The 24,912-nt window shown below is 63.0% G+C and carries 20 protein-coding genes and 1 pseudogene; 7 read left to right on the top strand and 14 right to left on the bottom strand.

Annotated features, from left to right (window positions below):
- Positions 1–40 precede the first annotated feature (40 nt).
- From ftsB to EV679_RS05140, 3 genes and pseudogenes are all read right to left on the bottom strand, one after another.
- Positions 41–471, bottom strand: a pseudogene (gene ftsB, locus EV679_RS05150) (cell division protein FtsB).
- Between the two features lie 60 nt (positions 472–531).
- A complete protein-coding gene (gene eno / locus EV679_RS05145) occupies positions 532–1,818 on the bottom strand; it encodes a phosphopyruvate hydratase (RefSeq protein WP_130486615.1) in 1,287 nt (428 codons plus the stop codon).
- A gap of 160 nt (positions 1,819–1,978) precedes the next feature.
- Positions 1,979–3,640, bottom strand: coding sequence for a CTP synthase (locus EV679_RS05140; RefSeq protein ID WP_068366626.1), 1,662 nt, complete (start codon positions 3,638–3,640; stop codon positions 1,979–1,981).
- Between the two features lie 375 nt (positions 3,641–4,015).
- Here EV679_RS05140 and EV679_RS05135 point away from each other — a divergent pair, with 375 nt between their 5' ends.
- Positions 4,016–4,444 (top strand): hypothetical protein, encoded by a 429-nt coding sequence (locus tag EV679_RS05135; protein ID WP_083969340.1) that lies wholly within the window; start codon positions 4,016–4,018, stop codon positions 4,442–4,444.
- Positions 4,445–4,580: 136 nt separating this feature from the next.
- Here EV679_RS05135 and EV679_RS05130 read toward each other — a convergent pair whose 3' ends face one another.
- From EV679_RS05130 to EV679_RS05120, 3 genes are all read right to left on the bottom strand, one after another.
- Positions 4,581–6,380, bottom strand: a complete 1,800-nt coding sequence (locus EV679_RS05130; protein ID WP_068366629.1) for an aminopeptidase P family protein — start codon at positions 6,378–6,380, stop codon at positions 4,581–4,583.
- Between the two features lie 199 nt (positions 6,381–6,579).
- A complete protein-coding gene (locus tag EV679_RS05125; protein WP_068366632.1) occupies positions 6,580–7,230 on the bottom strand; it encodes a 3-oxoacid CoA-transferase subunit B in 651 nt (216 codons plus the stop codon).
- A gap of 13 nt (positions 7,231–7,243) precedes the next feature.
- Positions 7,244–7,942: a CoA transferase subunit A gene (locus EV679_RS05120; RefSeq protein ID WP_068366635.1), complete on the bottom strand. Its 699-nt coding sequence runs from the start codon at positions 7,940–7,942 to the stop codon at positions 7,244–7,246.
- Positions 7,943–8,167: 225 nt separating this feature from the next.
- Between EV679_RS05120 and EV679_RS05115 the strand changes: the two genes are divergently transcribed.
- On the top strand, positions 8,168–9,796 hold the full coding sequence (locus tag EV679_RS05115; protein WP_130486772.1) for an electron transfer flavoprotein-ubiquinone oxidoreductase: 1,629 nt from the start codon (positions 8,168–8,170) through the stop codon (positions 9,794–9,796).
- A 54-nt stretch (positions 9,797–9,850) separates the two neighbouring features.
- Here the strand turns inward: EV679_RS05115 and EV679_RS05110 are convergent, their stop codons facing one another.
- Positions 9,851–10,258 (bottom strand): GlcG/HbpS family heme-binding protein, encoded by a 408-nt coding sequence (locus EV679_RS05110; protein ID WP_068366638.1) that lies wholly within the window; start codon positions 10,256–10,258, stop codon positions 9,851–9,853.
- 139 nt (positions 10,259–10,397) lie between these two features.
- On the opposite strand from EV679_RS05110, the gene EV679_RS17710 reads away from it, so the two are divergent.
- Both EV679_RS17710 and EV679_RS05105 read left to right on the top strand, forming a co-directional pair.
- Positions 10,398–10,631 (top strand): hypothetical protein, encoded by a 234-nt coding sequence (locus EV679_RS17710; protein WP_151098452.1) that lies wholly within the window; start codon positions 10,398–10,400, stop codon positions 10,629–10,631.
- Positions 10,631–11,266 carry a C40 family peptidase gene (locus EV679_RS05105; protein WP_068366640.1) on the top strand — a complete coding sequence of 212 codons (636 nt, stop codon included), beginning with the start codon at positions 10,631–10,633 and terminating at the stop codon, positions 11,264–11,266. Before EV679_RS17710 ends, EV679_RS05105 begins: the two co-directional genes overlap by 1 nt.
- Positions 11,267–11,598: 332 nt before the next feature.
- Here EV679_RS05105 and EV679_RS05100 read toward each other — a convergent pair whose 3' ends face one another.
- The 3 genes from EV679_RS05100 to lptF all read right to left on the bottom strand — a co-directional run bounded on the left by EV679_RS05100 (position 11,599) and on the right by lptF (position 14,504).
- The gene (locus tag EV679_RS05100) at positions 11,599–11,910 is read right to left on the bottom strand and encodes a DUF2325 domain-containing protein (protein WP_068366642.1); all 312 of its coding nucleotides are present in this window, start codon (positions 11,908–11,910) and stop codon (positions 11,599–11,601) included.
- Between the two features lie 326 nt (positions 11,911–12,236).
- Positions 12,237–13,196, bottom strand: coding sequence for a CysB family HTH-type transcriptional regulator (locus EV679_RS05095; RefSeq protein WP_068366648.1), 960 nt, complete (start codon positions 13,194–13,196; stop codon positions 12,237–12,239).
- Positions 13,197–13,406: 210 nt separating this feature from the next.
- On the bottom strand, positions 13,407–14,504 hold the full coding sequence (gene lptF / locus EV679_RS05090; protein ID WP_068366651.1) for an LPS export ABC transporter permease LptF: 1,098 nt from the start codon (positions 14,502–14,504) through the stop codon (positions 13,407–13,409).
- A 59-nt stretch (positions 14,505–14,563) separates the two neighbouring features.
- Between lptF and EV679_RS05085 the strand changes: the two genes are divergently transcribed.
- The 3 genes from EV679_RS05085 to EV679_RS05075 all read left to right on the top strand — a co-directional run bounded on the left by EV679_RS05085 (position 14,564) and on the right by EV679_RS05075 (position 17,396).
- A complete protein-coding gene (locus tag EV679_RS05085; RefSeq protein WP_068367706.1) occupies positions 14,564–16,084 on the top strand; it encodes a leucyl aminopeptidase in 1,521 nt (506 codons plus the stop codon).
- Positions 16,085–16,094: 10 nt separating this feature from the next.
- Positions 16,095–16,526 (top strand): DNA polymerase III subunit chi, encoded by a 432-nt coding sequence (locus EV679_RS05080; protein WP_068366654.1) that lies wholly within the window; start codon positions 16,095–16,097, stop codon positions 16,524–16,526.
- Positions 16,527–16,694: 168 nt separating this feature from the next.
- The gene (locus tag EV679_RS05075) at positions 16,695–17,396 is read left to right on the top strand and encodes a Bax inhibitor-1/YccA family protein (protein ID WP_068366657.1); all 702 of its coding nucleotides are present in this window, start codon (positions 16,695–16,697) and stop codon (positions 17,394–17,396) included.
- Positions 17,397–17,568: 172 nt separating this feature from the next.
- On the opposite strand, the gene EV679_RS05070 is transcribed toward EV679_RS05075, so the two are convergent.
- The 4 genes from EV679_RS05070 to EV679_RS05055 all read right to left on the bottom strand — a co-directional run bounded on the left by EV679_RS05070 (position 17,569) and on the right by EV679_RS05055 (position 24,549).
- Positions 17,569–20,112 carry a TonB-dependent receptor domain-containing protein gene (locus EV679_RS05070; RefSeq protein ID WP_205704118.1) on the bottom strand — a complete coding sequence of 848 codons (2,544 nt, stop codon included), beginning with the start codon at positions 20,110–20,112 and terminating at the stop codon, positions 17,569–17,571.
- Between the two features lie 175 nt (positions 20,113–20,287).
- The gene (locus tag EV679_RS05065; protein WP_130486614.1) at positions 20,288–21,460 is read right to left on the bottom strand and encodes a FecR family protein; all 1,173 of its coding nucleotides are present in this window, start codon (positions 21,458–21,460) and stop codon (positions 20,288–20,290) included.
- A 7-nt stretch (positions 21,461–21,467) separates the two neighbouring features.
- Positions 21,468–21,989: a sigma-70 family RNA polymerase sigma factor gene (locus EV679_RS05060; protein WP_134838774.1), complete on the bottom strand. Its 522-nt coding sequence runs from the start codon at positions 21,987–21,989 to the stop codon at positions 21,468–21,470.
- A gap of 169 nt (positions 21,990–22,158) precedes the next feature.
- Positions 22,159–24,549 (bottom strand): 3-hydroxyacyl-CoA dehydrogenase/enoyl-CoA hydratase family protein, encoded by a 2,391-nt coding sequence (locus EV679_RS05055; RefSeq protein WP_130486613.1) that lies wholly within the window; start codon positions 24,547–24,549, stop codon positions 22,159–22,161.
- Between the last annotated feature and the right edge of the window lie 363 nt (positions 24,550–24,912).

Below are 24,912 nucleotides of genomic sequence, written 5' to 3'. Positions count from 1 at the left end.
GCATGAAGGACACTCCCAGCCGACACTCCCGGCTCAGGCCTCAGGGCTTTAGGGCTTTAGCCGACCGTTCAACCCCTGGGGTCAGTTCACAAGGAGCGATCGTCACCGACGGCACTGGCATCAGCCGATTGCAAGTCCGGTTCAGCGGCGCCGGTTGGCTTGTTTGGGGTCCGGCTGCTTGACTTCGGGTAGCGGGGCGCCGGGCGGCAGGATGCGTACGAAGATTTCTTCCTGGCGCATCATGCTCAACTCGCCCCTGGCCCGCTCTTCCAGCGCCTCGGTGCCGGTGCGCAAGTCACGGACTTCAGCATCCAGCGCCAGGTTGCGCGCACGCAAGCCTTCGTTGACATCCAACTGCTCGACCAGCTGCCGCTGCAACTCATGGGTCGCGAACCAGCCGCCCTTGCCCAGCCACAATGGGTACTGGATCAGGCCAACCAGAATCAACAGAAGCAGGGCGAACAGCCGCATGGGATTATCCGTCTGGGAAGGCTGGCAGGCACCATGCCCGCTGCCCCCTCCCGGCTACGATCAGCGCAGATTATAGAAAGCTTCGACGCCCGGATAATGCGCCACGTCCGCCAGTTCCTCTTCAATGCGCAGCAACTGGTTGTACTTGGCCATGCGGTCCGAGCGCGACAGCGAACCGGTCTTGATCTGCATGGCGTTGGTTGCCACCGCGATATCGGCGATCGTGGAATCCTCGGTTTCGCCCGAACGGTGCGACACGACTGCCGTGTAGCCCGCACGCTTGGCCATTTCGATGGCAGCGAAGGTTTCCGTCAGCGTACCGATCTGGTTGATCTTGATGAGGATCGAATTGGCGATGCCCTTGTCGATGCCTTCCTTCAGGATCTTGGTGTTGGTCACGAACAGGTCGTCACCCACCAGCTGGACTTTCTTGCCCAGGCGCTCGGTCAGGTGCTTCCAGCCGGCCCAGTCGCCTTCGGCCATGCCGTCTTCGATGGTGATGATCGGATACTTGTCGCACCAGGTTGCCAGCAGGTCGGTGAACTGCTCGGCGGTCAGGGAAACACCGCCCTCGCCTTCCAGGTGGTACTTGCCGTCGCGGTAGAACTCGGAACTGGCGCAATCCAGGCCCAGCGCAACCTGGATACCCGGCTCGTAGCCGGCGTCCTCGATGGCGCGCAGGATCAACTGGATGGCCGCTTCGTGGCTTTCCACGCTGGGAGCAAAGCCACCTTCGTCGCCCACGGCAGTGGAGAGGCCCTGGTCGTGCAGGATTTTCTTCAGCGCATGGAACACTTCGGCGCCGACGCGCAGCGCTTCACGGAAGCTGCGGGCACCCACCGGCAGGATCATGAATTCCTGCAGGTCCAGCGAGTTGTTGGCGTGCGCGCCGCCGTTGATGATGTTCATCATCGGAACGGGCATGCTCAGCGGGCCGCTGCCACCGAAATAGCGGTACAGGGACAGGCCGGCTTCGTCAGCAGCAGCGCGGGCCACGGCCATGCTCACGGCCAGCATCGCATTGGCGCCCAGGCGCTCCTTGTTCTCGGTACCGTCCAGCTCGATCAGGGTGCGGTCGATGAAGGTCTGTTCCTGGGCATCCAGGCCGATCAGCGCTTCGGAGATTTCGGTATTGACGTTCTCGACGGCGCGCAGTACGCCCTTGCCGAGATAGCGCGACTTGTCGCCATCACGCAGTTCGATGGCTTCACGCGAACCGGTGGATGCGCCCGACGGTACCGAGGCGCGGCCCATGGCGCCGGATTCCAGCAGGACGTCGCATTCGACGGTGGGATTGCCGCGCGAATCCAGAATTTCGCGGCCGATGATGTCGACGATAGCACTCATTGTCTTAAAACCCCCAGATGGTTACTGATTCATGTGTTCTTGCGCCCAAGGCGCCTGCAAGCAGCCTGTGCGTCCTGCTCATGGCAGCCAGCGGCAGGAGGCGCGAGGCGCTTCCTGCCGCTGGCTGTCGCAGGACATCCTGCATGGCCGCTGCCGCTGCTTACTTCTGCTCGGCCTGCTGGCGCGCCTGGCGATGAGCCTGGGCAGCGCGCACATAGCCGATGAACAACGGGTGGCCGTCACGCGGCGTGGACGTGAATTCCGGGTGGAACTGCACGCCCAGGAACCACGGGTGATCCGGAATTTCCATGATTTCCGGCAGATTCTCGGTCGGCGTGCGTGCGCTGATGACCAGCCCGGCTTCTTCCAGGCGAGGCACGTACACGTTGTTGACTTCATAGCGGTGGCGATGGCGCTCGTTGACTTCGTCACCGTAGATCTTGTGCGCCAGCGTGCCCGGCTTGACCGGCACGCGTTGCGCACCCTTGCGCATGGTGCCACCCAAGTCGGAGTTATCGCTGCGGCGTTCGACCTTGCCTTCGCGGTCCATCCATTCGGTAATCAGCGCCACCACCGGATGCGGTGCGGACGGATCGAATTCCGTGCTGTTGGCGCCGCCCAGGCCGGCCTTGTGGCGGGCGTATTCGACGACAGCCAGCTGCATGCCCAGGCAAATGCCCAGGTAGGGCACCTTGTTTTCACGGGCATAGCGCACCGCAGCGATCTTGCCTTCGGTACCACGCTTGCCGAAGCCGCCGGGCACCAGAATGGCATCCAGACCGGAAAGCAGCTCGGCCGCGCCGCGCTTTTCGATTTCTTCGGAGTCGATGTAGTCGATGACAACCTTGCTGCGCGTGTGAATGCTTGCATGCACCAGGGCTTCGCTCAAGGACTTGTAGGACTCGGTCAGGTCGACATACTTGCCCACCATGCCAATACGCACTTCCGATTCCGGATGGCGCAGCGCCTCGTTCATGGTATCCCAGGCGCTCAGGTCGGCCGGTGGCGGCGTGAGGTTCAGCGCATCGCACACCAGGCTGTCCAGCCCCTGCTTGTGCAGCATGGACGGGATTTCATAGATGGACTCGGCGTCCCACACGGAAATCACCGCATCCTGCGGCACATTGGCGAACAGCGAAATCTTGGCGCGCTCTTCGTCCGGGATCGGACGGTCGGCGCGGCAAAGCAACGCGTTCGGATAAATACCGATTTCGCGCAACTTCTGCACCGAATGCTGCGTAGGCTTGGTCTTCAGTTCGCCGGCGGAAGGAATGAAAGGCACCAGGGTCAGGTGCACGAACGCCGCATTGCCGCGCCCCAGGCGCAGGCTCATCTGGCGTACGGCCTCGAGGAACGGCAGGGACTCGATATCCCCGACGGTGCCGCCGATCTCGACGATGGCGACATCAGCATTGCCGTTGTAGGCCGCCTTGGCGCCACGGGCGATGAAATCCTGGATTTCATTGGTGATGTGCGGAATCACCTGGACTGTCTTGCCCAGGTAATCGCCACGGCGTTCCTTGCGCAGCACCGACTCGTAGATTTGTCCGGTGGTGAAGTTATTCACCTTGTGCATGCGCGCCGAGATGAAGCGCTCATAGTGGCCGAGATCCAGGTCGGTCTCGGCGCCGTCCTCGGTCACGAACACTTCGCCGTGCTGGAACGGACTCATCGTGCCCGGATCGACGTTGATGTAGGGGTCCAGCTTGAGCATCGTCACCAGCAGGCCACGCGATTCCAGAATCGCGGCCAGGGAAGCTGCAGATATGCCTTTACCAAGCGAGGACACTACCCCGCCCGTCACGAATACGTACTTGGTCATTTCAGAATACGGCCGGGGCAATCGGCCGTTGCGGTCTGGAACAGAACAGGCGGCTTGCGCCAAGCCCGCACCATCCCCAGGAACCCCGGGCACGGCCTGCCACGTCCGGGGTTCGGGTTGATAGGGATAAAGACGAAGTTTAACTCAGCTTCCGGACCACTAGTGGCCTGCGTTGCAAGTTGTCTCCTGGCGCACGGTCACCAGATGTCGCAGACGGACACATACCGGAGAACCTTGTACCCGCAGCCACAGATATGATGAACATGTCACTTTGCCGGCCCAGGCAGCCCGGCAAGCCCAGCAAACCGTTGTGCCCCGCCGGGCTGCCGCCCGCCGCATCACCCTGGATCGCCCATCCCTCATACAGGAGTCCCTATGCGTATCAAATCCCGTCAATTCGCCAGTGCCTGCGTTCTGGTCCCCGCCCTGGCCCTGCTGGCCGCCTGCGACAACAAGGCCAACGATGCCACGCCTCCCGCACCGCCTGCCACTTCGGCGCCTGCACCGGCTGCCGAACCCCCGGTGACGGCACCCACCACGCCGCCGGCCCCGGCCGACAACGGCACGCAAACCCCGGCCACACCGTCGGCCGACACGCCGTCCATCGGCACCAACGAATGGTTCGACTGGGTTGAAACCAAGGCAGGCATCACGGACGGCCAGGGCCACGGCCCCGACCAGGGTTCGGAAGAATGGTGCCGTGCGGTGTCGTTCAAGGTATACGGCAAGGAGCCCGAAGGCGCCGTCACCTGCGATCAGGTCTGGATGGCGGATATCGACGCCCGCCTGCGCGCAGCCCAATAAAGCCAGCAGAGCCCCCCGCCGCCGCGCCTGGCTAGGTGCGGCGCTGCCGCTGCGTGCGGTCATTGGCGCGACGCCCCGATCAGACGTCTTCCGCACCCGGTGGACGATTGCCATCGCACTCACCGGGCGCCATTGCTTATTGTGGCGCCAGCAACGGCTCGGTCCGCTGTTCCAGCCAATGCAATGCCTCTCCCTGCAACAGGGGTGCCAGCCGTTGCCGGACGTCGGCATGGTAGCCGTCCAGCCAGCGTAGCTCGTCCTCGCGCAGCAGGCTGATGTCCATGCAACGGGTATCTATCGGGCAAAGCGTCAGGGTTTCGAAGGCCAGGAAATCACCGAACTCCGTTTCCCCGGCGGGCACGGCCAGTACCAGGTTCTCAATACGGATCCCCCACTGGCCCGGGCGGTACAGCCCGGGTTCATTGGAAGTCACCATGCCGGCTTCCAGCGGCACCTGCACGGCAGCACGCCAGGAAATGCTCTGCGGCCCTTCGTGCACATTCAGGAAATAGCCGACGCCATGGCCCGTCCCATGGCCGTAATCCAGGCCATGTTCCCACAAGGGCGCCCGGGCCAGCACATCCAGCGCCTGGCCGCTGGCCCCATGGGGGAAGCGCGCACGCGACAGGCCGATCATGCCCTTGAGCACCAGGGTGAAGTCCCGCTTCTGGGCCGCCGAAGGCTGCCCGATGGGAATGACCCGAGTGATGTCTGTCGTGCCGCCCAGATATTGAGCGCCCGAATCTATCAGCAACAGGCCATTGCCACGAATATCCGCATAGGATTCCGGCAGGGCGCGGTAATGCGGCATGGCGCCGTTGGCATTGAAACCGGCGATGGTAGGAAAGCTCAGAGATACATAGCCGGGCCGGCGTGCACGCGCAGCAGTCAGGACTTCGTCCACCGTGAGTTCGGTCAGTGCCGCGCCAGCTGCCAGTTCGCGCTCGAACCAGGCAAAGAATTCACACAGGGCTGCCCCATCCTGCTCCATTGCCTGGCGGATATGCGCCTGCTGCGCAGGCAATTTGCAGGCTTTGAACAGGCGCGAAGGATTCGGTGCTTCTATTGTCGGCAAGGCATCCGGTACCCGCCGCACAAGATCCACAACGACATTGGCCGGATCAAGCAGCAGGCCCTCGCCCTCCAGCCCTTCAATGGCTGCCGTTATCGCTTCATAGGAATGCAGGGTCACACCGGCTTGCTGCAATGCCGGCGCCACACCGGCCGCCAGGCGCGAGGCATCGACAAACAGGTGCGCCTGCCCCTGCACGCTGATCAATGCATGGGCCAGAAACACCGGGTTGTAATCGACATCGCTGCCGCGCAGGTTGAACAGCCAGGCGATGTCGTCCAGCGTGGATAGCAAATGCCAATCCGCCCCGTGCTCGCGCATGGCGGCACGTACCCGTTCCAGTTTGCCGGTACGAGCCTCGGCAGCCCAGGCCAGATCATGTTCTACGACTGGCGCTGCCGGCAATGCCGGCCTGTCGCGCCATGCCTGATCCACGCCATCGAAATCCACTTGCAGTGCCCAGCCATGTGCCGCCAGGTCCGCTTCCATACGGCGCCAGAAAGACAAGGACACGGTGCGACCATCCACGGCCAGGCGGCCAGGTTCGCCTTGCTGCGCCAGCCAATCGGCCATGCCCGGCGCACCGCCGCCCAGGCGCATCAGCACGATACCCGTGCCGGCCAATTGCGCTTGTGCCTGTTCCCAGTAGCGGCTGTCGGCCCATAACGCAGCGGCTTGCTGCGTGACCAGCAGATTGCCCGCCGAGCCGGTGAAACCACTGAGCCACTCGCGCACCTGCCAGTATCCAGGCAGGTATTCGGAAAGATGGGGATCGGAAGTCAGTACCAGGCCGGCCTGGCAGCCGGCATCAGCCAGGGCACGCCGAAATGCGGCCAGGCGCGCTTGTATTGCATCTTGATTCATTGCGGCACTCTCGGGTTTGCACGTTTTGCATCATACCGCCGCCCCCATGCAGGTACCTATTGCCGCACCTGATGTCACTGCTGATATCACGCCTGTGCCATGCCTGTTCCAGCCCCCAGCCGCGCATGGCCTGGCAGCGGCTACCGGAACAAGGACGAAGGCATGCGCCATGCTTGCCTTCGTCCGGCATGCATGCGGCCTACAGCGCCGGCACTTCCAGCCTGGCGGACGTTTTCGCCTGGACTTCCTCTACCGTGACGCCAGGCGCCAGTTCCAGCAGGCGCAGGCCGTCAGGCGTGACTTCCAGGACGCACAGGTCGGTAATGATCAAATCGACCACGCCCACGCCGGTCAGGGGCAAGGTGCATTCCGGCAGCAGCTTGATGTCCTCGCCACCGTCCTTGCGGCGCGCGACGTGCTCCATCAGCACGACGACGCGGCCAACACCGGCCACCAGATCCATCGCGCCCCCCATGCCCTTGACCATCTTGCCCGGAATCATCCAGTTGGCAAGGTCACCACGCTCGGAAACCTGCATGGCCCCCAGGATGGCCAGGTTGATCTTGCCGCCGCGTATCATTGCGAAGGAATCCGCCGACGAAAAGAACGACGACCCCGGCAAGGTGGTGACAGTCTGCTTGCCAGCGTTGATAAGGTCGGGATCGACCTCGCTTTCCGTGGGGAAAGGACCGATGCCCAGCAGGCCGTTTTCCGATTGCAGCCAGACTTCCACACCAGGCGGCACATGGTTGGCCACCAGCGTCGGCAGACCAATGCCCAGGTTGACGTAGAAACCGTCCTGCAATTCACGAGCGGCGCGTGCCGCCATTTCATCTCTGCTCCATGCCACGATGGTGTCCTCCTCAGGCGCTGCGCGTCGTGCGCTGTTCTATGCGTTTTTCAGGGTTGGCATTGACGACGATGCGATGCACGAAAATACCGGGCAGATGGATTTCATCCGGCTCCAGGTCGCCGACTTCAACCAGATGCTCCACTTCCACCACCGTGACCCGCCCCGCCATCGCAACATTGGGATTGAAGTTGCGCGCCGTCTTGCGGAAGATCAGGTTGCCGCTGCGGTCGGCCTTCCAGGCATGAACCAGCGAGACATCGGGCACGATGGCGCGTTCCAGCACGTAATCATGTCCATCGAAATGCCTGATTTCCTTGCCTTCCGCAACAATGGTACCCACGCCTGTGCGGGTATAGAAAGCCGGAATGCCGGCTCCGCCCGCCCTCAGTTTTTCGGCCAGGGTACCTTGCGGCGTGAATTCAACCTCCAGCTCGCCCGCCAGGTACTGGCGCTCGAATTCCTTGTTTTCCCCAACATAGGAGGAAACCATCTTGCGCACCTGCCGGGTTTCCAGCAACTGTCCCAGGCCGGCGCCATCGACGCCGGCATTGTTGCTCACGCACGTCAGGCCACGGACGCCGCTGTCGCGCAGCGCGCGTATCAGGGCTTCCGGAATGCCACACAGCCCGAAGCCCCCCACCCCGATGGTCTGGCCGTCCTTCACGATTCCATCCAGCGCTTGTTCCGCGCTTCGATAGACTTTATCCATTGATTGTCGCTCCTTACTGGCATTGATACTGCACAACAACGAGACCCCGGCACCAGCCAGATAACCCTTGGCTATGAGCAGGACAAGGTTAAGAAAAACCGGCAATCAGAGGGCCAGGCCCTGCGGGTGGCACCCCGCTGGCTTGCCCTACAATCCCGCCCATCATACTTCGAGTCCCAGCAAGGAAAACCATTAGCTATGTCGCAATTGTTGCAACGCGAATCCATGGAATATGACGTGGTGATCGTCGGCGGGGGGCCGGCGGGCCTGTCGGCGGCGATCCGGCTCAAGCAGCTGGCGGCGGCGTCCGGCAGCGAGCTGGGCGTGTGCGTGCTGGAGAAGGGCGCGGAACTGGGCGCGCACACGTTGTCGGGCGCGATCATGGACCCGCGTGCGTTAGATGAGCTGTTGCCGGACTGGCGCGAACGCGGCGCGCCGCTGGACGTGCCGGTCACGCAGGACCGCTTCCTGTTTCTCACGCAGGAGAAGGCGCTGCGCACGCCGGACTGGCTGCTGCCGTCCTGTTTCCACAATGAAGGCAACTACATCGTGCGCCTGGGGCACGTGGTGCGCTGGCTGGGCGAGCAGGCCGAGGCGCTGGGCGTGGACATCTTTCCCGGCTTTGCCGCCGTGGAGGTGCTGTACGACGCACAGGGCGCGGTGCGCGGCGTGGCGACCGGCGACATGGGCGTGGCGCGCGACGGCAGCCACACGGCGAACTACCAGCCCGGCATGGAGCTGCTGGCGCGCTATACGGTGTTTGCCGAGGGCGCGCGCGGCCAGCTCGGGCGCGAACTGATCACGCGCTTCGGGCTGGATGCCGGACGCGACCCGCAGAGCTATGGCATAGGTATCAAGGAACTCTGGGAGGTAGACCCGGCACAGTCGCAGCCTGGCCTGGCGATCCACACCAGCGGCTGGCCGCTGGACAGCAAGACCTACGGCGGCACCTTCCTGTATCACCTCAATGACAATCAGGTGGCGCTGGGCATGGTAGTGGGGCTGGACTATGCCAACCCCTGGCTGTCGCCCTTCGAGGAATTCCAGCGCTTCAAGACGCACCCGGCCATCCGCCCCATGCTCGAAGGCGGCAAGCGCCTGGCTTATGGCGCACGCGCCATCACGGCCGGCGGCCTGTTGTCGCTGCCCAGGCTGGATTTCCCGGGCGGCGTGCTGGTGGGTTGCGAGGCCGGTTTCATGAATGCCTCGCGCATCAAGGGCAGCCATGCCGCCATCAAGTCCGGCATGCTGGCGGCGCAGGCCATTCATGCGGCGCTGGCCCAGGGGCGTGGCCAGGATGCGCTGGACGGCTATGGCCAGGCCTTCCAGTCTTCCTGGCTGCACGAGGAACTGAACCGGGCGCGCAACTTCAAGCAGTGGTTCAAGAAGGGGCTGCCGGTCGCAAGCTTCATGACGTTCGTGGAGCAGGGCCTGCTCAAGGGGCGGATGCCCTGGACACTGCACCGCAAGCAGCCCGACCACGCCTGTCTGCGGCCGGCGGCGGAGTACGAGCGCATCGACTACCCGAAGCCGGATGGCAAGATCACTTTCGACCGCCTGAGTTCGGTCTTCATCTCGAACACCAACCACGATGAAGACGAACCGGTGCACCTGACCCTCAAGGACCCGGCCGTGCCGGTGCAGGTGAATCTGGCCATCTATGCGGGGCCGGAGGCGCGCTACTGCCCGGCCGGGGTGTACGAGTTCGTCAAGGACGAAGCTGGTGCCGACGCGCTGCGCATCAATGCGCAGAACTGCGTGCATTGCAAGACCTGTGACATCAAGGACCCGACGCAGAATATCGTCTGGGTCGCGCCCCAGGGCGGCGAAGGGCCGGTTTACAACGGCCTGTGATGCCCCTCTCCCTAGGCCCGTGCCCGGGCGGGCAGGGCCTGTCGTCCTGACGACCTACAGGCCCAGTGCAGCGATACCGGCGCGGGCGATTTCGACGTCTTCCGCCGACTTTACTCCGGAGACCCCCACCGAGCCAGCCACCTGCCCGTCCACGATGATGGGCACACCGCCTTCCAGCATGCCTTCGCTCAAGGGAGCGGAACCAAAGGCGTAGCGCCCCTGATTGATGAGATCTTCGAAACCTTTGCTTTCGCGCCGCCCCATTGCCGCAGCACGCGCCTTGGCCGGCGCCACCAACGACGTGAACGGCGAAGCTCGGTCCATGCGCAGCAGCCCGAGCAGATGGCCGCCATCATCGGCCACGGCGATCGTCACCGCCCATTGCTTCTGCCGTGCATACGACTGGGCTGCGTCCAGGATCTGCGTCACTTCGGACTGTGTCAGAAAAAACTTCTGCTGCATACGGAACTCCCTAGCTGAACCAGCGATAAGACAATCGGGCGACAGCGCCCTTGGCCCATCATAACCACAGAAACCGGCACTGGCGGCCCGGCGAGAGACCAGCGCGCCCCGCCTGCCCTGGGATATATGACCGCCATTTATGTCTCGTATTAACACCAGAAACGATGAGCATATGGCCAGGATGAAAAATTTCCTTGCATTTCACGGCCTTCGATCAGGTTTCGCACCCGATTTATTGGCAGATTTGCTAAAATTGACGCTCACCGCCAAGCCCATTCAAGCTGGCGCTGCTGCTGCAGCGCTGCCGCCAAGTTTTCAACGACGCCCATGCACGCCGCCCGCTCAAACCGTTCAGGCATTACCTCCATTCTAATGTCTGCGCCGCGCTGCCTGATTGCATGCGGAGTCCTGTTCCTGGCTGGCTGCGCCAGCACCAATCCCCCCCAGCAGCAGCAAGCGCGCCTGATCTCACTGGAAAAGCCGGGTTCGGCCCGCCAGCCGCAGGCCGATGAAAGCTCCCTGGATGCCCTGATCGCCAGCTACACCGCCAGGCAACGTGACCGCGCAGCCCTGCCGCGCAGCAACCTGGCCTCGGACCGCTACGCGGACCACGGCACTTCCGATACCGACAACGCGCTGGTCAGCTCCGCCCTGGAACACCTGGGCGTGCGCTACAAGTGGGGCGGCACCAATCCCGACACCGGTTTCGATTGCAGCGGCCTGGTCGTCTATGCCGCGCGCGAATCCCTGGGCCTGCAACTGCCGCGCAGCGCCTCTGAAATGGCACATTCCGGCAAGGCCGTCTCCCGTTCGGAACTGCAACCTGGCGATCTCGTCTTCTTCAATACGCTGGGGCGGCGCTATTCCCATGTCGGCATCTATGTCGGCGACAATCAGTTCGTGCACGCACCGAACTCCAAGGGCGTCGTCCGTATCGAAAGCATGGATATCCGCTATTGGAGCAAGCGCTTCAATGGCGCACGCCGCCTGTCGGCTGCCGCCAGCTGAATCCTACCCGCTGAAAAACCTTTGGCTGCGTTCCCTTCCCTGGATCCTCAGGGACGGGCCTGCAACACAAGGGTGCCAGTCCACCCTGCCCTTGCTGCCCGTAGCCGGCCCTAGATCTGGCCCTAGTGCCGACGCCAGGATCGCCCCCCTGCCGCTGATTGCATGCGGACCGGCAGCGCTCACCCGTCCTGGCTGTGGCAGATGCCCCATGAAATAAAAAACCCGTCAGGACTCTTTGCTCTGGCAAAGAGTCCTGACGGGTGCTGCATGATTTTTTCCTGTATGGCCCGCCATACCGGACAACACGCAAATGCTATGGGAAAAAAACCGTTTCAGCAGGAAGAACAGAGGCCGCACTGATTGAGCGCCTGCTTCATGCTGCAGACAGAACGGCGGCAGGCGACGACACGGACGCCGCTGCGCATGGCCGCGCTACGGAAGGTCTTCATGACGTTATGCCCGAGGAAGTCGGTCAGCAGGATGACCAGCTCGGTACCGGAAGGCAATTGCAAGGTTTTCTTCTGATGGGAAGGATCACGGCCACTGATGTGGTGCGTGATGGCAATATTGTGGCCTTTCAGGAGATCCGGGATATTGCCCAGACGGTCGGCCCCGACGACGACGGCACTCAGTGATTGCGACATGGTTTTCCTCATAGCATCGTTACGATAGATGTAATGATAGTGATTCCTATTTGGAATGCAAGAGTAAAAAAGTCGGGTATGCCGAATTTATTTCTATTCAAGCTATTGCGTCGTTAGGTTTTCGCTATTGCAAGGCGGACAACGGCCTTGCAGGGCCGTCCAACAGGCCCGCACAAACGTGGTAGCCGCCCCACACACCCAAAAGAAAAAACGCGCCTGCATCAGCCGCAGGCGCGTTCCTATCCCCATTCAACAACAGCACCTGCCGGCGGGCATGCGTGGGCACACTCTCTTTGCGTTCCCGGTCATGCAGGCGCAGGCGCATGTTATTCCGGCGCGATATCGCCGCCGTGTTCCATGATGGCCTGCTGCACGACCTCGCGGGTCAGCTGCGGCGCCGCCATTTCCAGGAAGGTATAGACGTAGTCGCGCAGGAACACCCCTGCTTTGACCCCTATGCGCGTGGTATGCGTGCCGAACAGCCGTCCTACAGGCAGGCCCACCAGCCCGGAGTCGCGCCTCGGGTCGTAGGCCACGCCGGCAATGATGCCGATACCCATGCCCACATCCACGTAGGTCTTGATCACGTCGGCATCAATGGCCTCGAGCACGATATCGGGATGGATACGCTGCCCGGCAAAGGCGTCGTCTATTGCCGTCCGGCCGGAAAAGGCCCGGTCGTAGGTAACGATCGGGTATTCGGCCAGTTGCTCCAGCGACAATTTCTTCACGGCGCTGGAGCGCAAATCCGCCAGCGGATGATCTGGGCGCACCACCACCACGTGTTCCCACGTGTAGCAGGGCAGCGTTACCAGGCCAGGGGTCAACGCCAGCGATTCCGTAGCGATGGCCAGGTCGGCTTGCCCGTGCAGCACCATTTCCGCCAATTGCCGCGGGCTGCCTTCGGCCAGCGAAAGGTGGACCTTGGGGAAACGTTGCCTGAACGCCGGGATGACCTTGGGCAGCATATACCGGGCCTGGGTATGGGTACAGGCGATGGTCAGCCCGCCCTCATCGCGGCGCGCGTACTCGTCGCTGACTTTCTTGAGATTGTCGACTTCGAGCATGATGCGGTCGATGACCTGGGAAACCGCCAGGCCGGGGCGGGTCAGGCCCTTGATACGCTTACCATGGCGTTCGAAAATCTTGATTCCCAGTTCGTCCTCGAATTCGAGGATGGCCTTGGAAACACCTGGCTGCGAGGTGTAGAGCATCCGGGCGGCTTCAGTCAGGTTGAAGTCGCGGCGAATGGTTTCCCGGACAAAACGAAATTGCTGCAGGTTCATGGTGTGGCTACCTCGACATCGTAGCAACCGATTGTAGGGAATAAGGGAAGCAAAGCTTATAAATAATGCACATAAGCTATTTCCCTACGGCATAAGCGACTTCCCCGGACAGGGGTTTGTCCACTGCCTGCCCCCTGCGCTGGCCTGCCCGTTACCTGCCGAAGGCGGGTTCAGCCCCCCCTCCGGCAGGTAGGCCAATGTCTGCCGCCGCTACTGTTTCGGCGCCTTGATACGCATGCGTACATAGAATAGCCAGGCCGTCAGCAAGGCAAACACGCCATGCACCGCCCAGACACCGATGCCGAACGACAGGCTGCCCGAGCCGATCCAGCTGCGCGAAAGATTGATCAGATTCATGTAGAGCAAGGCAATCAGACCCGCCAGCAGCAGGTCGCCGGAACGTCCCAGGCGCGGATTGACCGCGCCCAGCGGAATGGCCAGCAACGCCAGGTTGAGCGCCGCCAGCGGCAAGGCCAGGCGCCACATGATCTGGGCGCGCGACCGATCAGTACCATCTTCCAGCAGAGCGCCCAGCGGACGCGCCTTCACTACGTTTTCGGCCTCCAGCCGCGCCTGCTTGAGCGCTTCTTCCCCGCCCCGGCTTTCCAGGCGCGCACCGTAGCGTTCGAATTCCGCCATGCGGAACTCCGGCGTGCCCGGCTTGAAGTCATAGCGGTAGCCTTCGCCCAGCACCAGGAAACGGTCGCCGTTATCCTGATTTTCAATGCGCACGCCATCGGCGGAAACGACGCTGAGCCAGCCATCTTCATTGAGCCGCAGGAATACCGTACCCAACTCGTCGTCCGGCGCCTTGGGTTCTTCCGCGAAGAACACCCGAGCGCCGCCGCTGGTTTCCAGGAACTGTCCCGCCGAGACTTTGGAAAGATCGGAGCGTTGTTCATAGCGCTGGCGATATTCGGCAATCTGCCGGTAGGCCCAGGGTGAGGCCTGCAAAGTCAGCACGGCAATCAGGATGGACGTGGGCACCGCGCAACGCAGTACCGGCCGCAGCCAGTCCAGCAAAGAAAGGCCGCTGGCGAACCAGACCACCATTTCCGACTCACGGTAATTGCGCGTTACCGTCGTGAGCACTGCAATGAAAAGCGAAACGGACAGCACCACCGGCAAGGCGGTGATGGTGGAGAAGGCGGCCAGGCCCAGCACGACATCGGCGCCAATGGAGCCGCTGGCGGCATCGCCCAGCAGGCGGATGAGCAGCACGCTCAGCCAAACAATGACGAGCGTGGAGAACACCACGCCTGCATGGCTGGTGATCTCGCCCACCACGGATTTCTTGAACAGGGACATGAAGAAGCAAATTGCGGGATAATCGTCGCGTTCCTTATTGAATGCAACGGGAAATCCTCATGGAATTTAGCACACAGTCAACCGTGTCGCTGCACCGGATTAAAAGTGCCGCTCTGGCCGTCGGCGTTTACGCTGACGGCACCCTGACGCCTGAAGCGCAAGCGCTGGATCGCGCCAGCCAGGGCCTGATTACCGAAGTCGTCAAACAGGATTTTCGCGGCACTGCCGGCGCAACCCTGACCCTGCACCGTATCGAGGGCATCACGGCCCGCCGCGTCGTTCTGGTCGGCCTGGGCAAGGCGGAAGAATACACCGCTGCCGCCCACGCCAAGGCTGAACGCGGCCTGGCAGCGGCGCTCTCCCAGCTCTCGCTGGCGGATGCCGCCTCGACCCTGGCCGCCCTGCCCACCACCAATGCCAGCACGCTGCGCAGCCGCGCCAGCCAGGCAGCCCAGGCCGCTATCAATGCCGGCTACCGCTATGATGCAACGCTGAGCAAGAAAGACGACAAAAAAACGCCATCCGGCCCGAAGAAGCTCACGCTGATCGTCGCCCGCAACGAAGCTGCCGAAGCGCAGCGCGGCCTGGCCGAAGGCGCCGCCATTGCCAACGGCATGGCGCTGACCCGCACGCTGGGCAACCTGCCGGGCAATATCTGCACCCCCACCTACCTCGCGGATCAGGCCAAGCAACTGGCCAACACCTACGACAGCATCAAGGTCCAGGTGCTGGAGCGCAAGCAGATCGAAGCCCTGAAAATGGGTTCTTTCCTGTCCGTCGCCAAGGGTTCGGCGGAACCGCCGCGCTTCATCGTGCTGCATTACAAGCCCGCCAAGGCAGTCAAGGCCAAGGGCAAGGCCGCGCAGCCCATCGTGCTGGTGGGCAAGGGCATCACCTTCGATGCCGGCGGCATTTCCCTCAAGCCTGCTGCCACCATGGATGAAATGAAGTACGACATGGGGGGCGCCGCCAGCGTGCTGGGCACCTTCCGCGCCATCGCCGAACTGGGCCTGGAGCGTGAAGTCGTCGGCCTCATCCCCTCGTGCGAGAACCTGCCCAGCGGCACGGCCAACAAGCCCGGCGACGTGGTCACCAGCATGGCTGGCCTGACCATCGAAATCCTCAATACCGACGCCGAAGGCCGCCTGGTACTGTGCGACGCGCTGACCTATGCGGAACGCTTCAAGCCTGCTGCCGTCATTGATATCGCAACGCTGACCGGCGCCTGCGTCGTGGCGCTGGGCCATGTCAACAGCGGCCTGTTCTCGACCGACGACGAACTGGCCCAGTCCCTGCTGGATGCCGGCCGCGCCGCCCAGGACCCCGCATGGCGCATGCCGCTGGAAGAGGCCTACCAGGAACAGCTGAAGTCCAACTTCGCCGACCTGGCCAACATCGGCGGCCCCCCTGCCGGTTCCGTCACGGCTGCCTGCTTCCTGTCCCGCTTCACCCAGGCCTACTCCTGGGCGCACCTGGACATCGCCGGCACCGCATGGCGTGGTGGCAAGGACAAGGGCAGCACGGGCCGTCCCGTGCCGCTGCTGGTGCACTACCTGCTGAGCCAACAGGCTTCGGCCTGAGCCCACGGCCATGGCGCGCATCGACTTCGCCTTCGGCGCAGCCGACCGCCTGCTGGTGGCCTGCCAGACTGTCCACCGACAGTATCTGGCAGGCCGCCGGTTGCTGGTCTACTGCAGCGATACGCAAAGGCTGCAGGCCTTCGACCGCCTGCTTTGGACCTTCGACGACATTTCTTTCGTCCCGCATGTCGCCATCAATGATCCGCTGGCACCGCAGACGCCGGTACTGCTGACCCGCAGCCAGCCGCTGCCACCGCCTGACTCAGCCGAAAGCTGGTTGATCAACCTGGATGACGGCTGCCCCCAGGAGTACGGCCACTACACCAGAATTCTGGAATTCGTCTCCGGCAGCGACGCCGATCGGCAGCATGCCCGCCTGCGCTGGCGCCGCTACCAGGACGACGGCCACGAACTGAAGGCGCACGATCTCTCGCAGCGCTGATATGCGCCCACCGCTGCCCGCCACGGGCATGCCGCTGTGTACCCTGCCTCCCTGTGCTCATTTTTTCACTGGATTATTTGAGTTTTCAGGGAACTGTAAGCTATGCTACGTGTCTGAACTTGCGTCCGGGCCCTTGCGCCCGGCATTCGGAACCCTATAGGAGCCGTCATGAATACCGAACGACCTTCCCCCTTCAATCGCTCGGCCAGCGCCCCAGGCGAGGTCGTGCGCAACCGTGTCCTGCGCAATACCTACTGGCTGCTGGCGCTATCGCTGATTCCCACTGTGCTGGGCGCAGCACTGGGCCTGTCGATGAACTTCGGCGCCCTGACTGCCGGCAGCCCCGGCCTGACCGCCATCCTGTTCCTGGCCGGCGCCTTCGGCCTGATGTACATGATCGAGCGCAACAAGAACAACAGCATGGGTGTCGTACTGCTGCTGGCCTTCACCTTCTTCATGGGCCTGATGCTGTCGCGCCTGCTGGGCTTCGTGCTCGGCATGAGCAACGGTGCGCAGCTGGTGATGACCGCCTTCGGCGGCACCGCCATCGTCTTCGGCACCATGGCCACGCTCGCCACGACCATCAAGCGTGACCTGTCCGGCATGCAGAAGTGGCTGTTCACTGGCGCCATCGTGATCCTGGTGGCTGCCCTGGCCAACATCTTCCTGCAAATGCCGGCCATGATGCTGACCATCTCGGTCCTGGCGGTCGTGATTTTCTCGGCCTTCATGCTGGTAGACCTGCAGCGCGTCATCAATGGCGGCGAAACCAACTACGTGTCCGCCACCCTGGCCATCTACCTGGACGTCTACAACGTCTTCTCTAACCTGCTGGCGCTGCTGGGCATCGCCGGCGGCAGCCGTGACTGATGCCGAGACCGTAGCGGGCGGCCTGCTGCCCGTTACGCGCTGACCTGACGCTTTACCCCTGTATCCTGCCCGGCCGTTCAGGCCTGCGGCAGGATTTTTTTGGCCCAGGGCTGGCAACGGCATCTACCATGGAACAAAAAACGGGGGGCTGCCTGGGCCCCCGCTGCCATCCTCAGAACCGCAATTCGGCACCGATCATGTAGGTACGGCCGCGCGCCGTGGTGTTGATGGACATCCCCTCTTCAGCGTAATACAGGTCCTGATTCATCCGGTTCAGGGCTTCGGCATAGTCCTTGTCGGCCAGGTTCTGCACCGAGAAGCGCAGGCTCAGCGCCTCGGACACCTTGTAGCTGCCATACAGGTCCACGATGGTCGGAATGCGCGGCATGTCTTCCTTTTCCACGGTGTTGCTGTCCAGGCTGATGCCTTCGGTACTCAGGCGTTTAACGCGTCCGGTGTACTTGATCAGGCTGCCGATGACCAGGCGGCGGTCGAAGAAGCGCCCTCCTAGGTCTATCGTTCCATAGCTGCGCGGCAAGTCGGCCATGTCGTCATAGCCGAACCCGAGCTGCGTCGTGCTGGCAATCGAGGTTGGCTGGTTGGTATGCTGCCAGCTCCATGCCACATTGACGAAACCGACACCGGCATCGTAGGCAGCTTCCAGTTCATAGCCCCGCGTGGTGACAGGCGAAAGCGTATTGACCGACATGTGCGCATTGAAACTGGCGCTGGAATTGTCGATATCCTTGCAGCGGGAGCCGTCGTTGCACAGGAAGAACGATTCGCTGGCAATGTAGTCACGGATGCGCGTGCGGTATGCCAGCGCCTTCAGCCGGAAGGAATCACCAGCAGTCAGCAGGTCCGGCTTGATCAGGTTGAACCCCGCCTCGACAGTGCGCGCATGCTCGGGCTTGAGGAAAGGATTCATGGAGCCACCGCCTTCATTGCCGAAAAACACTTCCTGCACGTTGGGCGCCCGGGTGGAATGGCTGTAGCCGACAAAGGGCTGCAGCCATGGCGTCACCTGCGCCGAGAACGTTACCGAAGGATTGAAGGACGAATCCTTCAGGTTGAGTTCCGAGGCCCCCTGCGGGAAGCAGGCCACATCCTCCGGGCATTCGGGCTTGAAGCCCTGGACCTTGCTGCGCGTGTAATTCAGGTTCAGGTCGAGCTGGTAAATACCGCGACTGATCCCCAGCCCGGTATACAGGGCTGCGATGCGCTGGCGTCCTTCAGGCAGGAAGGCGTTGTAACCCTCGTCTTCCCATACTCGGGAGTAATCGCGCTGATAACGAGTGTTCATGAACTTGCCGCCCACCAGCAGCGCCAGCCTGGTCTCGCCCAGCGCAAACCGGCTGGTGTTGCTGAGGTCCACGGTTTGCGAACGGTTTTTGATGGCTGCGCTTTCGTAGGTGAACGGAGCACCCGGCTCGAAATCCTGTTGCGAGCGGCTGGTACTGAGCAGCATGTTCACATCCACCAGATCGGAACCCGGCGCGTAGTTGTACTTCAGGTAGTAATCATCGCTGCGGATGTCGCGCTTGGTCATCTGCGTCTTGTAGTTACGGCCGCTGAATTCCAGGCGATGGAAGCGGTTGGGCCGCAGCTCCACCTTGTAAAGCTGGGACCGGGGGCTTTGCTTGAGGAATTCGTTGTCCTCGCCCAGGAAATCCTCGCTGCTGCGGCCGCCGCCATTGGTGTAGGTGGCATGCAGCGTGCTGGCGCTCATGCCGACCAGCGCAGCAATGCTGCCGCTATCAGTGAAAGCCTGGGTACGCCCGGCCAGCGTTACCATGCCGGTGCGGCCCAGGCCATTGCTGCCCACTGAAGCCCGGCCCAGCATCCCGAAGCTGCGTCCTTCTCGCAGCACATCATCAACGCCTATGGTGCGCATATTGGCGCTGCCCGCCAGCGCATTGACGCCCTGTGAACCCGCGCTGCTGCCCCGGCTGACATCCACGCCCACCAGGAAATTCGGGTCTATCATCACGCCCGAAGACGTATTTGCACCCGCGCCGTGATAGCTCGAAGGCGCCACGCCGTAGTAGGTCTGGGTCACGCCATCAACCATGGTGTTCACCCGCCCCAGGCCGCTCATGCCGCGCACGTTCACCGTTACCGCGCCCTGCAAGGGATCCAGCTGCGTATAGGTGCCCGGCATGCTGCGCAGGACGGCATCCAGGCTTTGCATGTTCTCGTTCATCACGCGCGAACTGTGCGCCCCCGGCTTGCCATAGCTGCCATCAACACCTGTCACCGTCACCACATCCAACAGTGCCGGGCCGGCGCCATGTGCACGCGCCGGTGTGCGTTGCAGCATATAGCCGCCGCTTCCGGTTTCCACCGCCTGCAGGCCCGTATTTTCCAGCAGCAGTGCCAGCGCGGCCTGAGGCAGATAATTACCTTCCAGGCCGGGGCTTTGCTTGTGCTCGACCAGTTCGGGCGCATAGGTCAGCAGCCAGCCCGCCTGCGTGCCAAAATCGTTGAGTACCTGCTCCAGCGGGCCCGCCGCAATGGAAAAAGCCCTGACACCGGCGCTGCCGGCCTGCACTGCCGCCGCATTGCCCGCAACCCCAGCAGCGACGCCGGACGCGGCAAAAGCCGGAGGTGCACCCAACGCGAGCAAGGCCGACACTACTGCAACAGGTAATTGGGCTGGCATGACGGCGCCCGCGACGGAGGCCTTCCAGGCCCGGGAATTTTTGACAGTCATCATTTCATCCGCGTACAAGTAGCGCCATCCAGGCAGGATGACCGCATGCCCCGGCGCACCACGGCCAGGGCTTCTACCTGTCATGTCGCATGAGACTGAAAAACAGACCACCCATGAAAAAAATGGCACCAGTCATGCCATGGGTACTGCGAGCCGCCAGCCTCGTTCGCCTGGCGACCTAGCGGCCTGGCCCGTCGGCCCGCGCGGACAGATGGAATGCATCGCTGCGCCAGCGCCGACGCCGAGCCTCGACTTCCAGGCCCAGCATGCGCGCCACGCTGAAAATCACATCCTCGGGCCGGTCCAGCGGATACGAGCCTGACAGGCGGCGTCCGGCCACCGCCGGATCGACACTGACAGTGAACGGCAGGAAGGGATCCAGTTCCGCCAGGAAAACATCCAGGCGCTGCTGGTGCGCGACCATCATGCCGCGCCGCCAGCTTTCCCGGTTGACGTCTGCCGGGCCGGGTTGCCCGTAGCCACCGGCATGGAATTCGACCTGTTCCCCGGCATCCAGCACCAGGCCAACTGCCGCACTCTCCCCGTCCCCTGGCCCGGCGCCAGCTTCGGCACCAGCCTGCGTCCCATTGAACCAACCGGTGTCCGTCACCGAACCGGTCAGCCCGGCTTCTGGCCGGACCAGCACCCGGCCACTGAAGACCGCTACCTGGGCTGCCGGCCGGCCCTGCCCTTGCAACAGGCGCACGGAATATTCAGTTCCCAGCGCCTGGGCGCTGCCCAGCGGCGTGCGCACCAGAAATGGCCGCGACTCGCCGGTTGCATGTGCGGTGCTGATGAATACCTCTCCGGCCAGCAACTCGATCACGCGTTGCGCGGCATCGAACCGAACGTTCAGCGCACTGTTTCCCGCCACGGCCAGTTCCGTGCCGTCATCCAGACGTTGCTGCCAGCGCTCGCCCTTGCCGGTGCGCACCTGGGCAGTCCAACGCCGCACCGGCAGGCTGTCCTGCGCCGTCCAGGCGCCACCGCCTACCAGCAGTGCCGCCATCATGCCCGCAAAGACACGGCGGCGCCGGTCTGGCGGCGCGCCCACCAGGGCACGCCTTGCTGCAGCAGCCGAATCGGGCGTCACAGCCTGCACTTGCTGGAACTTGCCGTGCAACGCTTCGATACGGCGCCAGGCACGAGCGTGCTCAGGCGACGCATCGCGCCAGCACAGCCATTCACGCAAGGTTTGGCGTGAGCCAGGGTCTTCCTGCAGGGTCAACAGCCAAAGCACGGCCTGCTGGGCAATGTCCCTGGGCACCGGTGCCTCTTCCTGATCTGGCGCATCTGCGGCCGACGGGTTGCCCGGCCGCTGGCCGGCATCACGCGAAAAATCTTGATGCATGAGGCTATCAGCCACCCTGGCCGCAAATGGCTTGCACCCCTTCCGGGAAATAGCACTGCAGGGCAGCCCGCGCCAGGTAGCGTTTGACCGTCGTCACCGAGATACCCATTTTCTCGGCGATTTCTGCCTGTCTCAAGCCTTCCAGCTGGCTCAGAAGAAACGCCTCCCTGACCGCACGCGGCAAGCCTGCCAACAGTTGGTCCACTTCCATCAAGGTTTCGATCACGATGGCCTGCGCCTCGGCAGACATGGCATAGGCCTGTTCATGCTGTGCCAGCGAATCAAGGTAGGCACGTTCCAGTTGCTCTCGCCGCCAGCGGCTGGCCAGCACACGCTGGGCAATCGTCGTCAGCATGGCGCGCGGTTCCAGCAGGGGCGCAGGTTCGATGCGTGTCAGCAGGCGCATGAAGACATCCTGCACCACGTCGGCCGCGCCATGGACGTCACCCAGCTTGCGTGCCAGCCAGGACTTCAGCCAGGGCTGGTGCGCATGGTAGATCTGCTCGATATCGGTATAGGGGGCACGCATGAAAGCCAAGCTTGTGGGACATGCTGGATGCACAAGCCGACCGGCCTGACCGGCACGGCAGTGGCACGCCCACACATACAAATGAAAATTGATGTTAATTGCATTTTTAACACATGAGTATGCGAATGGACTCGATTCCTGCATGCCTACCCGCCCGAAAGAGGAATCATCAGTTGCGCAAGGGCTTGCCAGTCTTAAGTGTATGGGCGACGCGCGCCTGTGTTTCCGGCGTGCGCAGCAGCTCGATGAATACCCTGCGTTCAGCTGCCAGCATCTGTGCAACCGGCGCCTGCGTGCCGCTATCTGGCTGGCCGCCGCACAATACCGTCGCCGCCCCCAGCGCCACACGGTAATCGTGCTTGCTGATGCGGCCAGCCTCGCGCTGGACACTCAGTTCGGTTTCCAGCATATCCAGGCCAGCCTGTCCGGCGACAGGAATCACGGCATAACGCGGCGGCGGCGCATAACCGGACTCCGCCAGACCGCGCGCCGCCCTGATGCCCGAGTACAAAAGTTCCGCGGGATGGAACAGCACCGTATCGCCATGGCGTGCATAACCCAGGGCCTGGGCATCCCAGGCGCTGCGCGACGTCCGCGCCTGAGCCACGTTCTGGAACAGCGGGCGCAAATGCGGCAGAATGGTGCCGGTAGCATCCGCCGTGGCTGCCAGCAGGGCGGCGCGCTGCGCCACATAGACGCAACCGCCGCCAGCGGGAATCAGGCCCACGCCCGTTTCCACCAGGCCGATGGAGGTTTCCAGCGCCAGGACGCGCCGCGCCGCATGGACGGCGAATTCGCAGCCGCCGCCCAGCGCCATGCCCTCCACGGCGGCCACCACCGGCACCTGTGCATATTGCAGCGCCAGCGACACCTGCTGGAAACGCTGCAGGATACCGTCCACGGCCTCGAACTGCCCATCCTGCGCAGCGGCAAGCAACTGCTTCAGGTTCGCACCGACTGAAAATGGCGCAGAATGCCACAACACCAGGCCATCGAAATCCTGCTCGGCGCGGGAAATCGCCTGCAACAGGCCGTCGAGCACTTCCTCGCCCACGGCATGCATGCGGCTCTTGAAAGACACCACCGCGATGCGTGCATCCAGCCCATCCAGAGCCCAAAGACTGACGCCCTCATTTTCCCAATGCACGGTACGCCCGGACGCCGCACTTTCCCCGGCCAGCCGCTCCGGGAAACATTGGCGCCGGTAAACGGGCAAGGCGCTGCGAGGATGCAGGCGGCCGTCACCAGCGCCATAGGAACCTTCAGCCTGGTGCACGCCCCGGCGCGACGTCTCCAGTGCCCAGCCAGGCAGGGGAGCATCGGCCAGTGCCCTGCCTGCCGCGACATCCGCCGCGATGGCCTGCGCCGTTGCCTGCCAGTCACTCTGCTGCCATGTCTCGAACGGCCCTTGCGACCAGGCGAACCCCCAGCGCAACGTCAGATCCAGGTCTCGTGCGCAATGTGCGATCTCCGCCAGGTGGTACGCGCTGTAATGGAAAATATCGCGGAACACATTCCACAGGAAATTTGCCTGCTTATCGCTGCTGTCGCGCAGGGCGCGCATACGCGCGGCCGGGTCTTCCAGCTTCAGTATCTCTGCCAGGGCTGCGGACATGCGGCCGGCGCCGTCGCGATACTTGCCCGTGCCGGCATCCAGCACCTGGATGACACGGCCTTCCTTGCGATAGACCCCTGCCCCGGTTTTCTGCCCCAACGCGCCCTGGCGGATCAAATCCTGCATCCAGGCTGGCAGGCGGAAGTAGCGATGCCAGGGATCGTCCGGCAAGTGCTGGTCCATGGTTGCCACCACATGCGCGAAAGTATCCAGGCCGATCACGTCTGCCGTACGATAGGTTGCGCTCTTGGGCCGACCGATCGCAGGGCCGGTAATGGCATCGACCTCGTCCGGCGCCAGGCCCATGGCTTCGGCGTGATGCAGTGCCGCCAGCATGGCAAAAATCCCGATGCGATTGCCAATGAAATTCGGGGTATCCAGCGCCCGCACGACGCCCTTGCCTAGCCGCGTCGTCAGCCAGCTTTCCAGGCCGTCGAGCACGGCGGCATCAGTATCGCGCGCGGCAATCAGCTCCACCAGCCGCATATAGCGCGGCGGATTGAAAAAATGCACGCCGCAGAAACGCCGGCGCAGGGATTCCGGCAGCGCATCCGCCAACGTATTGATGGACAGCCCGGATGTATTGGTGGCGAACACCGCATGGACAGGCAGGTGCGGCACCACACGCCGGTAAAGATCGAGCTTCCAGTCCAGCCGCTCCGCAATCGCTTCCAGCACCAGATCGCAATTTGCAAGCAGAGGCAGGTCATCGTCATAGTTGGCAGGCTGGATCAGGCCGGCGCGCGCGGCCTCGGCCAGCGGCGGCGGTTGCAGGCGCGCCAGATTGGCCACAGCGCGCGCCGCGGCCCCGCTGCGATCACCGTCTTTGGCGGTCAGGTCATACAGCAGCACCGAAATGCCGGCATTGGCAAAATGCGCGGCAATCTGCGCCCCCATGACACCTGCACCCAGCACGGCTACCTGTTTGACTATGAGCTTGTCCAAGCGAATCTCCCGTTCGTGGATGCGCCAGCCCCATCCAGCCCGCCAGCGCGTGGTAAGGAACCAGCATAGCATCGGGCCGAAATCATCCTCTACCCAGCCTCATAGCCTATTCATCGAAGATGACGGCAATAGGCTGGCTGCGCACGTGCCCACGCCTATCTGCATGCCTCGACAATGACCGGCTGACTGCTTTGCCGTCCTTGTGCTTCGTCACTAGTCACCAAGCCTTCTTTTCCCCTTTTCCCCTTGCCATCCCTGTAGCCAGGTCACCTGGCAGAAGAGTCAGCCCTGGCGCGACGGGATCACGGCAGCCGTCAGGCTGCCTGCCCAGGACTAGCATTTCTCCCTACGGGAAACTCCCCA

This window comes from Kerstersia gyiorum (assembly GCF_004216755.1).
In the GTDB taxonomy this organism is placed as follows: domain Bacteria; phylum Pseudomonadota; class Gammaproteobacteria; order Burkholderiales; family Burkholderiaceae_B; genus Kerstersia; species Kerstersia gyiorum.
Note: the sequence above shows the minus strand (reverse complement) of the source record. Positions and strands in the feature narration are given on the sequence as shown.